The organism is Paraburkholderia caledonica NBRC 102488, assembly GCF_000685095.1.
GTDB classification, from domain to species: domain Bacteria; phylum Pseudomonadota; class Gammaproteobacteria; order Burkholderiales; family Burkholderiaceae; genus Paraburkholderia; species Paraburkholderia caledonica.
Map to the genome: position 1 here is coordinate 593,682 of NZ_BAYE01000001.1, position 12,029 is coordinate 605,710.

At 62.0% G+C, this 12,029-nt stretch carries 13 protein-coding genes, 1 tRNA gene and 1 pseudogene; 8 read left to right on the forward strand and 7 right to left on the reverse strand.

Annotated elements, in window-relative coordinates:
• Positions 1-57: 57 nt before the first annotated feature.
• Together BCA01S_RS02725 and BCA01S_RS02730 are read right to left on the reverse strand one after the other, a co-directional pair.
• Positions 58-2,007: an ATP-binding cassette domain-containing protein gene (locus tag BCA01S_RS02725; RefSeq protein WP_027775602.1), complete on the reverse strand. Its 1,950-nt coding sequence runs from the start codon at positions 2,005-2,007 to the stop codon at positions 58-60.
• A gap of 139 nt (positions 2,008-2,146) precedes the next feature.
• A complete protein-coding gene (locus BCA01S_RS02730; protein ID WP_027775603.1) occupies positions 2,147-2,548 on the reverse strand; it encodes a DUF4399 domain-containing protein in 402 nt (133 codons plus the stop codon).
• A gap of 216 nt (positions 2,549-2,764) precedes the next feature.
• On the opposite strand from BCA01S_RS02730, the gene BCA01S_RS02735 reads away from it, so the two are divergent.
• Together BCA01S_RS02735 and BCA01S_RS02740 are read left to right on the forward strand one after the other, a co-directional pair.
• Positions 2,765-2,956 (forward strand): rubredoxin, encoded by a 192-nt coding sequence (locus tag BCA01S_RS02735; RefSeq protein ID WP_027775604.1) that lies wholly within the window; start codon positions 2,765-2,767, stop codon positions 2,954-2,956.
• Between the two features lie 366 nt (positions 2,957-3,322).
• Positions 3,323-3,397: transfer RNA gene (locus BCA01S_RS02740), tRNA-Arg, on the forward strand.
• A 58-nt stretch (positions 3,398-3,455) separates the two neighbouring features.
• On the opposite strand, the gene BCA01S_RS34360 is transcribed toward BCA01S_RS02740, so the two are convergent.
• From BCA01S_RS34360 to BCA01S_RS02760, 4 genes are all read right to left on the reverse strand, one after another.
• The gene (locus BCA01S_RS34360; protein ID WP_084166729.1) at positions 3,456-4,454 is read right to left on the reverse strand and encodes an acyltransferase family protein; all 999 of its coding nucleotides are present in this window, start codon (positions 4,452-4,454) and stop codon (positions 3,456-3,458) included.
• A 164-nt stretch (positions 4,455-4,618) separates the two neighbouring features.
• Positions 4,619-5,323, reverse strand: coding sequence for a glutathione binding-like protein (locus tag BCA01S_RS02750; protein ID WP_027775605.1), 705 nt, complete (start codon positions 5,321-5,323; stop codon positions 4,619-4,621).
• Between the two features lie 159 nt (positions 5,324-5,482).
• Positions 5,483-5,704 (reverse strand): hypothetical protein, encoded by a 222-nt coding sequence (locus BCA01S_RS02755; RefSeq protein WP_027775606.1) that lies wholly within the window; start codon positions 5,702-5,704, stop codon positions 5,483-5,485.
• Between the two features lie 224 nt (positions 5,705-5,928).
• A complete protein-coding gene (locus BCA01S_RS02760; RefSeq protein ID WP_020065286.1) occupies positions 5,929-6,120 on the reverse strand; it encodes a CsbD family protein in 192 nt (63 codons plus the stop codon).
• Between the two features lie 202 nt (positions 6,121-6,322).
• Between BCA01S_RS02760 and BCA01S_RS02765 the strand changes: the two genes are divergently transcribed.
• Together BCA01S_RS02765 and dcm are read left to right on the forward strand one after the other, a co-directional pair.
• A complete protein-coding gene (locus BCA01S_RS02765) occupies positions 6,323-6,652 on the forward strand; it encodes a hypothetical protein (protein ID WP_027775607.1) in 330 nt (109 codons plus the stop codon).
• 301 nt (positions 6,653-6,953) lie between these two features.
• Complete coding sequence (dcm, locus tag BCA01S_RS34365) at positions 6,954-8,261, forward strand: DNA (cytosine-5-)-methyltransferase (RefSeq protein WP_042317804.1); 1,308 nt, start codon at positions 6,954-6,956, stop codon at positions 8,259-8,261.
• Here dcm and BCA01S_RS34370 read toward each other — a convergent pair.
• Positions 8,231-8,839, reverse strand: a complete 609-nt coding sequence (locus tag BCA01S_RS34370; protein ID WP_425175846.1) for an alpha/beta hydrolase — start codon at positions 8,837-8,839, stop codon at positions 8,231-8,233. The two genes, dcm and BCA01S_RS34370, sit on opposite strands and share 31 nt — an antisense overlap.
• Between BCA01S_RS34370 and BCA01S_RS37815 the strand changes: the two are divergent.
• The 4 genes and pseudogenes from BCA01S_RS37815 to BCA01S_RS02790 all read left to right on the forward strand — a co-directional run.
• A pseudogene (locus BCA01S_RS37815) lies at positions 8,799-8,939 on the forward strand (IS256 family transposase); the annotation flags it as partial. The gene BCA01S_RS34370 and the pseudogene BCA01S_RS37815 sit on opposite strands and share 41 nt — an antisense overlap.
• A 327-nt stretch (positions 8,940-9,266) precedes the next feature.
• Positions 9,267-9,713: a very short patch repair endonuclease gene (locus tag BCA01S_RS02780; protein WP_027775608.1), complete on the forward strand. Its 447-nt coding sequence runs from the start codon at positions 9,267-9,269 to the stop codon at positions 9,711-9,713.
• A 159-nt stretch (positions 9,714-9,872) separates the two neighbouring features.
• A complete protein-coding gene (locus tag BCA01S_RS02785; RefSeq protein WP_027775609.1) occupies positions 9,873-10,376 on the forward strand; it encodes a YbhB/YbcL family Raf kinase inhibitor-like protein in 504 nt (167 codons plus the stop codon).
• Positions 10,377-10,554: 178 nt separating this feature from the next.
• Entirely contained in the window at positions 10,555-12,003 is a 1,449-nt protein-coding gene (locus BCA01S_RS02790; protein WP_084166733.1) for an MFS transporter, read from the forward strand.
• Positions 12,004-12,029 lie beyond the last annotated feature (26 nt).

Sequence of the window (12,029 nt, forward strand, 5' to 3'; positions counted from 1 at the left end):
GCGTGGCCCATGCACAAGCAAAAGCGCCGACGACGCGGCACGTCAGCGCTCGCCGCTTTATTTGCGACGCTTTTCCAGTTCGTCCCAGCGCTCGAGCGCTAGCAGCAGTTCTTCGTCGATCGCGGCGTAGCGTTCGGAAAGGCGCTTGCCCTCCTGCGCGTCTTTCGCAAATATCGCGCCGTCTTCAAGCTGAGCACCGATGGCTTTCTGCTCCGCTTCGAGAGCGGCGATTTTCTCCGGCAACCCCTCCAGCTCGCGCTGTTCCTTGAACGACAACTTGGCCGCGCGTTGGGCGTTGCGGCCAGCGGGACTGTCCTTGGAAGCCGCGCTGTCTTTCGCGCTGTCTTTGGCCGCTTCCTTGCTCGCCTCTTTCTGCGCCTCCTGCGCCATCTGCTGCGAGCGCTGGCTCTGGATCTGCCAGTCCGTGAAGCCGCCCACGTATTCGCGCCACTTGCCCCCGCCTTCCGACGCGATCACCGACGTCGCGACGTTATCGAGAAACGCGCGATCGTGGCTGACGAGCAGCACCGTGCCGTCGTAGTCGGTGAGCAGCTCTTCCAGCAGTTCGAGCGTGGGAATGTCGAGGTCGTTGGTGGGTTCGTCGAGCACCAGCACGTTGGCCGGCCGCGCGAAAAGCCGCGCCAGCAGCAAACGGTTACGCTCGCCGCCCGACAACGACTTGACCGGCGAACGGGCGCGCTCCGGTGCGAACAGGAAGTCGCCCAGGTAGCTCATGACGTGCTTTTTCTGGCCGTTGACTTCCACCCACTCGCTGCCGGGGCTGATCGTATCAGCAAGACTTTTGTCCAGATCCAGCTGCGCGCGCATCTGGTCGAAATAAGCTACTTGCAGATTAGTGCCGACGCGCACCGTGCCTTCGTCCGGCTGCAATTCGCCGAGGATGATCTTCAGCAGCGTGGTCTTGCCCGCGCCGTTCGGACCGACGAAGCCGATCTTGTCGCCGCGCATGACGGTCGCCGTGAAACTGTCGATCACGGTGCGCGAGCCGTAGCGCTTCGTGACGTCCGTCAGTTCGGCGACGATCTTGCCCGACTTCTCGCCCTGGCCCACGTCGAGCTTGACGTTGCCTTGCACGTTGCGGCGTTCGGCGCGCTGGTTTCGCATCTCGACAAGCCGTGCAATCCGGCCGACGCTGCGCGTGCGGCGCGCCTCGACACCCTTGCGAATCCACACCTCTTCCTGCGCGAGGAGCTTGTCGGCCTTCTGGTTTTCAACGCGTTCGATTTCCAGTTGCTGCGCCTTGCGCGTTTGATAAGCCGAGAAATTGCCCGGATACGAGAGCAGACGCCCGCGATCCAGTTCGACGATGCGCGTGGCGACGCGGTCGAGAAACGCCCGGTCGTGCGTGATGAAGAGGAGCGCCGCCCGCTGCGACACGAGCAGATCTTCGAGCCAGCGGATGCCGTCGAAATCCAGGTGGTTGGTCGGCTCGTCGAGCAGCAGTACGTCAGGCTGCACGACAAGCGCACGGGCGAGCGCCACGCGCTTTTGCATGCCGCCCGACAGCGAACCGACGCGCGCCTCGCCATTCAGGCCGATCTGCTGCAGCGTGGTGGCGACGCGCGTGCTCCAGTTCCAAGCGTCCGCCGCGTCCAGCGACGATTGCAGCGTGTTCATGCGTGCCATCAGCGCGTCGTGCTGCGCGCCTTCCGGTTCATCCGCAAGCTGGTTGGCGACCGCGTCGTATTCGTCGAGCAGCGCGCGGGCGTGCGTGAGGCCGGCGGCGACGGCGTCGAACACCGTGTCGTCCGTATCGAACTCCGGCTCCTGAGGCACGTACACCGTGGTCAGATTCTGCTGGCGCGTGACGAGACCGTCGTCGGGCTTGGCGAGTTCGGCGACGATTTTCAGCAGCGACGACTTGCCCGCGCCATTGCGGCCGATCAGCCCGACGCGCTCGCCCGATTCGAGAGAGAAGTCCGCGTGATCGAGCAACGCGACGTGACCGAATGCCAGTTGGGCTCCGGTAATGGTGTAAAGCGACATGGAGAATTGGAGAAGACAGCGATGAGTCGGAACTGCTCATTGTACCGGGCGCGCGGGCTGGTGCCTGTAAGCCTGAAGACATAGGACGAATCACCGGGCCGCGGATGCCCGCCATTGCCCCTTCGCAGGGGCGCACCCATCACTTCACATGCACCGTGATCGTCTTGCTGAGTTCGGGGCCATACGAACGATGCGCGCCGTCGCCGAATTGCAGCGTTAGCGTGTGATCGCCCGGCGGCAGTGTCAGATCCGTTTCGGTCTGCCCTTTGCCGAAGTGCAGCGATTTGTCGTTGGCAGGAATCACCTCGCCTTTTGGAAGCGGCTTGCCGTCCACCAGCAGATGATGATGGCCCGTGCCGTCCGTCATTGTGCCGGCCGGCGCGATCTTCATGCCCTCGACGCGGAACACCACGTGGACCGGATTGCTGACGCTCGCGCCGTCCGTCGGCTGCACGAACGACACGCTTGCAGCCTGCGCTGCACCCGACGCCGCCAGCAACGCGGCCAGTGCCGCGCCGCTCAACCATTTGCTTCTGAACATGGCTTCTCTCCTGGTTGGAAACATAAACCGCGTGGAAACGCCGAGCCGCTGCGAGTCCGAGGATACACGCTATACGTGACACGCCCTCGCGCCAGCCCGCGCGGAACGTCGGCAACTCGGGCATCGGACGAATTCCGGTAATATTGCGGGTCGCCGCCGTGCCCAAAAAAGGGGCAGACTGGGCGGATCATTGCATTGAAGAGGGATGAGTGCGTCGTGAGCGAAGTAACGGAAGTGACAGAATATAAAAGCTGGGTGTGTCTGATTTGCGGCTGGATCTACAACGAGGAAGAAGGTCTGCCCGAAGAAGGCATCGCCGCGGGCACCCGCTTCGCCGCGATCCCGGAGGACTGGCGTTGCCCGCTGTGCGACGTCGGCAAAGCGGAATTCGCGGTGGTCGAGTTTTAAGGCTGAGCGGCTTGGCGGTATCGAGCCAGCCTTAACCGGCCGGACGTTGAGATGAGGCGTCGGTAGTTCGCGCGGCCCAGCAGGTCTTGCCTGCTGGGCCGCTTGGTTTCTTGGGGCGGGCTCGTGGCGCGAGTCGGGCCTGATACTGTTCTTCGCCTGTGCGGTTGTCACGCGAAACGTCGGCGATAGCGACGCGTCGGCGAGGCGCGGACCGTGTATCGGCGGGCTCTGAAGGCGGCATTCGTTTCCAACGTTTTTGCTATACTCTTGCCCTCGCTTGCAAAGCTAGACATGTGAGCGGCTGCCGCCGAATGTGAGCGCAGCGAGAAAAGATCAGGGGCCCGGTCCGCCCCGTAAAGTTATCCGCTCCCTGTAGTTCAATGGATAGAACAAGTGCCTCCTAAGCGCTAGATGCAGGTTCGATTCCTGCCAGGGGGACCAACCCGCCTCACAGCCTCTCGCGGCGTTTCACATCCCTCGCGCCGCCCAACGCCACGCCTCAGTTGCGCACAGGCTCTGCCGTCGCACGAGTCCTCATAGTCAGGCGCTTGCCCATTCTGTTCATTGGTCCTTCGAGCCATTGGTACGAAGCGAGCCCGACGGTGACCGACGCAAGCACCACGACTACACAGACCAAATCTCCGGGCATACGGTGCTGCCGGTCGAATATCTGCAGCAGCTTGACGCAGACCGGCACCGAAAAAACGTGCGTCAAATACAGCGAATAAGAAGAGTCGCCAACGAGTTCCAGCAACGCGTTCCAGCGCACCTTGTTCTCCATCGACAACCCGGCCACAACTACGGCGAACGCCGGCAATCCAAAGACCAGAAAGCGGTTCGAGTCGGTAAGGGCCGGCGCGAACACTTTGGCGGCGGCGAAGATCGACACGACGATCGCTGCCGCCACTGCTATCGGCACCCCGCATCCCGTCGCATAAACCCAGCCGACGAGAGTGCCAAATACAAACTCCATCACGATCGGGTTTGTATAAAACGAAAATGCGACTCCGCCTGCATGGACGAAATGCAGCGCGGACATAACCGCCAGGAACGCCGCGACAGCCAGTAGCCGATAACGCGTTAAACACATCGCAACGGCGAACACGCCGTAAAACCACATCTCATAGTTGAGCGTCCACCCGAGGCCGACTACCGGCGCCGTCACGTGGATCCAGTTCAGCCACGGAAAAAACAGATAGGAGGCCACCGCATGCCCGACATTGAGCGACGCATTTCCGAACGCGCTTGGCACGAAGAGAAGCAAGACAATGAAAAGCGACGTGAGCGCCCAATAAAGAGGAACAACGCGGGTAATGCGGGCAACGATGAATGCCTTTGCGGATGTCACGCCGGGCGGCTTTCCATGAGTGACCAGCACCATGACGAAGCCGGAAATGGCGAAAAAGACATCGACGCCGATTTCACCAAAACGCGAAATCTGGTGAAAGGTGAAAGAAATGCGTCGCCCAGCCGTATGTGGCGACGTTCCCTTCTGCATGAAATGCGACCACGCCCAACGCGGCCAACGCGCGCAATGCCTGAATGGACCTGAACTGCCGTATGCCGCCCATACGGTCTGCCATGCGTTCTGCCATTCGTTCCGCTATACGTTATCAAAACGACGCGCGGTCCGGCGCGGACCGCCGTCGCACCAACGAACGCCTACGCCCGCTTCGGACTATCCAGTCCCCGAACGACCGCCGGACGCGCGACAAACGCGGCCAGGACGCGCCTCACATTCGGAAAATCATCGATGCCGACGAGCTCGCCCGCTTCATAAAAACCGATCAGATTGCGCACCCACGGGAACGTCGCGATGTCCGCGATCGAATACTGATCGCCGAGAATCCACTCGCGCCCTTCGAGACGCTGCTCCAGCACGCCGAGGAGCCTTTTCGATTCGGCGACGTAGCGATCGCGCGGACGCTTGTCTTCGTATTCCTTGCCTGCGAATTTATGGAAGAAGCCAAGCTGGCCGAACATCGGGCCGATGCCGCCCATCTGAAACATGACCCACTGGATCGCCTCGTAGCGGCCGGCGGCGTCCTTTGGAATCAGCTGGCCGGTTTTGTCCGCGAGATAAATCAGGATCGCGCCGGACTCGAAGAGCGGCAGCGGTTTGCCGTCGGGTCCGTTGGGATCGATGATCGCGGGAATCTTGTTGTTGGGATTGAGCGACAGAAATTCCGGCGTCATCTGATCGTTCGTGTCGAAGCGCACCAGATGCGGCTCGTAAGGCAAGCCGGTTTCTTCAAGCATGATCGACACTTTGACGCCGTTCGGCGTAGGCAACGAATAAAGCTGAAGGCGATCCGGATGCTCAGCAGGCCATTTCTTCGTGATCGGGAAAGCGGACAGATCTGTCATGTGATGGTGTAAACCCTGTGCGGAATGGCGGAAAATGGCATTGGGCGGCAGAGACCGACTCGGCGACCGGCCTCGGCTGTGCCAATGCGGAGCGCCAAATATAAACCGAGTCGGCGCAACGGGTGCGGGACGCCGGCATGTCCGCGATTCAGGTTGCGCTCACCACAAGTCCTTCGTCGCGCCGCCTGCGCTCAGGTCATAGCCTTCGCGCCACAGCGCGGCACCCACCGTCAATAGCAAAGCCCTGCGTTCGACGTCGAGTTGCTCCCACATCGACGCGAGCCAGGCTGCAAAGCTGGCGCAAGTCTCGTCCAGATCGACGGGCGCTTTGCCCTCCAGATACTGCCGTTCAAACATCGAAAGCACTTTTTCCGGTGTCATTGTCGCGGCCCCCATGTTGGATGCAGCCAGTCTAAAGGCCCGACAGCCCGCAGCGCACGTTCGGAGCGCCAAAGCCGGGTTACTCCCAGGCCCGGCCGCCGATGCAGCCGAAACCGGACAAGCTGACGGGAACCAGACGCGCCTCCTGCCAGAGACTTCAAATGACGCCGCCAATGAGAAAAAGGCGCCGAAGCGCCTTTTCCTTGCGACTACATCAAGCCAGATTACGGGGTGTTGCGCTTCGCTTGGTCCTTCGCGTCTTCCTTTGCGTCGCCGTAGCTCTTCTGCACCTTGCCCGCGCCCTGCTGGAGATCGCCCTTCAGTTCCTTGGCGGGATTATCCGTCGCCTTACCCACGGCTTCGTTGATCTTTCCCTTAACCTGTTCGCCCACACCTTTTACCTGGTCCTTGTTCATGTTCGGCTCCACTCATTTGAATGCCGACGCGAGATTGCGCCAGTAACCTGATCGAGCAACGGCCATGCCTGAGGGCCGTCGCTGAACGCTTCGGCAAGACCGGCGCCGCGGGGCGGGCTTGTATCAAGCCCGCCCGGAAATATTTTCATCAAAAGGCTAAAGTTTCTCTCCAGCGTGCCGTAATAGGTGCCATGGAGGAGCCATGGACCGCAAACCCATCACCCTGTCGGCATCGTCGAAAACCGGTTTGATCGACGGCGACATTACTCATATCGCCCGCGCGATGCGGTTGTCGTTGCAAGGCGACCTGGCTGGCCCTATTCTGCCCCCGACCTACTGGCGCGAGCGTCTTTACAAGTTGCTCGACACGGGCAGCCTGACGCACCCGCAGCTGTGCGCGGTGGAGTGTCTTCTGTTGCAGCTCGACCAGTTCGAGGCTGAGCCGCCGCCTCCGGCATGGGACGAACTCGCGCCCGCCACCGCTGCGCTATTTCCACCTACGCACGAAACCGGCGCCGGACATCTCGCCTAGCGCGGCGGTCGCCCGCTTTTGTTGCTTCCTAGTTCCGCTGGTGCGGAGCGAAGCGGAGCGAAGCGGAGAGCAGGCGCGACGTATTGGTCTCGATATAAAAAAAGGCCGCGAACTATGCCGCGGCCTTAACACGTCGCAACGCAGGGACCTCGCGTCACGCTGCAAGCGTACACATCCAACTGTGACAAGCACATTTCGCCGCTCAAGGCTCCGGCGTGGCATATCGCGCCCCAAAATTCCTGGACAGGCGGTGATCGAACGGTCAAAATGTCCGCCAAAATTCCCAGCGAGAACAAGCGACATGACAATGGCCACGAGGCACGACCTGCTCCTACAAGCGTTGCAGGTCTACAGTCAGGCTGAAATCGCGGCACGCTGCGGAAAAGACGTCAGAACCATTCGCCGCTGGAAAACGGACCAAAGCTGTCCCCGCATCGCCGAAGCGGCTCTGCGTGAAATGCTGCATACGAGCGCGCGCAGGACGCACCCGGAAAGCTGGGCGGATTTCCAGTTCATCGATCTTTTTGCAGGAATCGGCGGAATTCGTCGCGGCTTCGAGGCGCACGGCGGTCAGTGCGTGTTCACGAGCGAATGGAACGAGTTCTCCAAGAAGACCTACCAGCAGAACCATCAGGACGCCAGCCACGCACACCAGTTCGTCGGCGACATCGTGTCCTACGCGGAAGATTCGGTCCCGTCGCATGACCTGCTACTGGCCGGCTTTCCTTGCCAACCTTTCAGCATCGCGGGCGTTAGCAAGAAGAATTCGCTCGGCCGTCCGCACGGTTTCGAGTGCACGACGCAAGGCACGCTGTTCTACGATGTCGCGCGCATTATCGATGCTAAACGCCCGGCCGCGTTCGTGCTGGAAAACGTCAAGAACCTGCTCTCGCACGATAAAGGCAACACGTTCAGAACGATTCTCGACGTATTGCGCGACGAGCTGAAATATGACGTCCACTACAAAGTCATAGACGGGCAACACTTCACGCCGCAGCATCGCGAGCGGATCGTCATCGTAGGTTTTCGCGAGCCAACCGGGTTTTCTTTCGACGATCTGCGCGTGCCGGCAACGGGGCCGCGTCTCGCGTCGATTCTGCACAAGACGGACGGCACCGAGCCGGTGTTGCCGCACGACGGAGAGCGTTTCTTCGACCACGTCCGCCGCAAGGTGCAGCCGAAGTACACGCTGACACCGAATCTGTGGGCCTACCTGCAGGCTTACGCGGAGAAACATCGCGCGGCCGGAAATGGCTTCGGCTTCGGCCTCGTCACGCCGGGCAGCGTCACACGCACGCTGTCCGCGCGTTATCACAAGGACGGCTCGGAGATTCTTCTCGCCCAAGGCAACGGGGAACGGCCCCGCCGTTTGACGCCGCGCGAATGCGCACGTTTGATGGGCTTTCCCGACGACTTCGTGATTCCCGTGAGCGATACGCAGGCATATCGCCAGTTCGGCAATAGCGTCGTAGTTCCGGTCATGCAGGAAGTGGCGCGCATCATGAGCCCGCATTTGAAAGAACTTCTCGCGCATGAACGCGAACGTTCGCTGGAAACGCTGACTGCGCGACGCTGCCATCACCTCGCCAGTTCGGTGGCCGCCTCATGAATCAATGCGGCGACCCCCACCGGTCGCGAAGCAAGCGACGCATGACTTGCGGGTAGCGTGACCACCTTTCTTGCATTCATCCGGGTGGACATCATCCTCTGGTTGTCGGGGTGGATCATTCTGTCTTCACTCGAGATCTGGTACCAGGAGGGTTTGTTGGCCCACGCAGGCCAACTAATTCGGTCTCCGAACGTTCCGCCGAGCGGTGCTTTTTGCGTCACGGCCATTACAAGCCCCTCGTCGGAAGTAAGGTCCTGGCAAAAGCTCTCATGGAACTTCCCAGCTTTAAGCCATAGATAGCCATCGCTGTCAGGTTCGAGATGCGGCGCAGCCTCGGGAACGTGCTGCTGCGTAATGCCACCGGGGCTCTCTCCCTCGTCCGGCGCAAACGCCGCGATATACGCAAGGCCAACGACGTCCGGGTGATTTCCTGCCTGTGTGATGACGGCGCCTCCATACGAATGTCCCACCAGCAAGACCGGCCCGTTCTGTTGCCCGATCATCTTGCGGGTACGCTCGACGCGAACTGAGCTGTCAGAGCTGATCGAGGAAGCTGAGAAAACCTGGCGCCGTATCAACGGCCCGGAAAAGATCAAGCTGTTGCTCGAGGGCGTTGCCTTCAAGAACGGCGAACCGGTGCAAGATGATCGACCGGCTCAGCAGAAACTCGCCGCTTGAGATCGATCGTCACGATGCCGCCGCAGAAGGCCGCTTAGCCATATGCTCGAAGGTTACGACTCCGAGTTGCGCCGGATACAAAATCTCTGCATGCTGGTGCGCAGATCGTGACGACAGTCGTTTCTGCGTAAACTGGCAAATGCCGGCATCCGCCGGCTTGCTTGCGCGCATCGAATTAAACTGCCGGCGACGCCCGATGTGGCGCGCATCGTGCTCCCGCGTAGGCAATCGCTGCTTGCCGAGGAGCCATCGAATGAGTCGACAGAAGTCCCGTCTTCACACGCCGACGCACTGCGGCCGCGCGCGGTGCCGCATTGAAAGCTAGCAATGGTCGATATCGTCGACAGCGCGACTCGCAGCCGCATGATGTCCGGCATTCGCGGGCGCAACACCAAGCCCGAAGTTCTGATCCGCAGCCTGCTGCATCGGCAGGGCTTTCGCTTTCGTCTGGATGCGCGCGACCTGCCGGGACGCCCGGATATCGTGCTGCCCCGCTACCGCGCCGTCGTGCTCGTGCACGGCTGCTTCTGGCATGGCCACGACTGCCATCTTTTCAAATGGCCGCAGACGCGCCCCGAGTTCTGGCGCGAGAAGATTGGCCGTAATCGCAGCAACGACGACAAGGTGCGCGCCGCGTTGCTCGCCGGCGGCTGGCGCGTCGCGGTCGTATGGGAATGCGCTTTGCGTGGCGCTAATCGCGATATAGAAGGCGTGCTGACGCGGCTCGTCGAATGGCTGAGAAGCGATACGCCGAGCTTCGAGGAGCGCGCGTAGCACCTTAGGCCGGGCGCTGCGGCGAGCGAACCGAAAGCACGCGGTGATACACTCAATCGGCTTACCCGAAGCGACGCTCGGCCGCCCGCCATGACGTCGGCGCGGCGCTGAAACCGTTCGCTTCGGCCATCGAAAACCCGTCAAGAAGGGAGGCACATAATGGCTGATTTCCGTCTCTGGTCCGACGATTTCTCCAACAACGGCTTCATGCCGAAGGCACACGAGTACAACGACAAGGCCTTTGGCGTCGATGGAGAAAACATCGCGCCCGCGCTGCAGTGGGAAGGCGCGCCGGCTGACACGCAGAGCTTCGCGCTCACCGTGCACGATCCCGACGCGCCGACTGGCAGCGGATTCTGGCACTGGGTCGTGGTGAACATTCCCGCCGACGTGCGTTCGCTGCCGCGCAACGCTGGCAAGGCCGACGGCTCGCTGCTGCCGCAGGGCGCGCTGCAGGTGCGCAACGACTACGGCACGGTCGGCTTCGGCGGTGCCGCGCCTCCGCGCGGCGACAAGACACATCGCTACATCTTCCGCCTGCATGCGCTGAGCGTGCCGCATCTGCCGATCAATGCCGAAACCACCAATGCGGTCGCGCGTTTCATGACGCATATGAACGAGATCGACTCGACGACCCACACCGGCCTCTACGAACTCAAGTAACGGCAAGCTGGCGATGCCGCGCCGCCCGAGCGCGGCGCGCATTTGACATGGGCGATGCCGGCGCGCTCATTCGTTGCGCGCCGGCATCGCCGCGTCCCGCGAACCGTTTTGCAATGGCGCGCGATACCCACGGCTCGCTGTCCGACCGGCGGTTTGTCCAAGGCACATCCAACAACCGATGCACGCACAACCATCGCGCAATGGCGGCGCAGTACCGCCCGACGCAGAGCAGACAGGCGCGGCCGACAGCGCCGCTGCGTCCAACCCCGAACACGGCCTGCCGACGCCGCAACGCTATTGGGCGATGCTGGTCATTGCGCTCGCCCTCACGCTGGCAGTACTCGACAGCGCCATTGCCAATGTCGCGTTGCCCACTATCGCGCGAAACCTCCGGGCGAGTGCGGCCGGCTCCATCTGGGTCGTCAACGCGTATCAGCTTGCCATCACCATTTCACTGCTGCCGCTCGCGTCGCTTGGCGACCGCATCGGCTATCGGCGCATTTATCTCGGCGGCCTGATTCTGTTCACGGTCGCGTCTTTCGGCTGCGCGCTCTCCACGTCGCTGTCGACGCTCGCGATTGCTCGCGTCGTGCAGGGCTTCGGCGCGGCGGGTGTCATGAGCGTGAACACGGCGCTTGTCCGCATGATCTATCCGCCGACGCAACTCGGGCGCGGCGTCGCAATCAATGCGATGGTGGTCGCCGTGTCCTCGGCTGTAGGACCCACGGTGGCCTCGGGGGTGCTCGCCGTGGCCTCGTGGCCGTGGCTCTTCGCGATCAATGTGCCGATCGGCATCGCGGCGATTGTGGGCGGCTTCAAAGCTCTTCCCATGAACCGCGGCCACGATTCGCCATACGACCTGTTGAGCGCGGTCATGAACGCGTTCGTTTTCGGCCTGCTGATTTTCGCAGTCGACGGTCTCGGGCACGGAGAACGGCTCGGCTATGTCGCCGTGGAATTCATCGGCGCGGTGGTGATCGGCTACTTCTTCGTGCGTCGTCAATTGAGCCGGCCGGCGCCGCTGCTGCCGATCGATTTGCTGAGGATTCCGATCTTCGCGCTGTCGATCGGCACCTCGGTCTGTTCGTTTTGCGCGCAGATGCTCGCTTTCGTGTCGCTGCCTTTCATGCTGCAGGACACGCTGGGTTTCTCGCAGGTCGATACCGGCCTCCTGATGACGCCATGGCCCGCGGTCATCATCATCGCTGCGCCGATTGCCGGCGTGCTGTCGGACAAGGTGTCGTCAGGCTGGCTGGGCGGCGTCGGACTGGCCACCATGACCGTCGGACTGCTGCTGCTCGCCACGCTCGGAGCGCATCCCGATCCGGTGCAGATCGCATGGCGCATGGCGTTGTGCGGCGCCGGTTTCGGTATCTTCCAGTCGCCTAACAACCGCACGATGCTGTCATCCGCGCCTCGTGAGCGCAGCGGGGGCGCGAGCGGCATGCTGGGCACCGCACGCCTGACCGGGCAGACGCTCGGCGCGGCGCTTGTCGCGTTGATTTTCGGAGTGGCGCCGCACAACGGGCCAGTCCTCGCGCTGTATGTGGCCGCAGGTTTTTCCGCGGTGGCAGCGGTGGTCAGCACCCTGCGCGTAACGCAGCGGGCAAAGGCGCGGCCGGCCTGATTACATTTTTGCGAACTCAACGACAA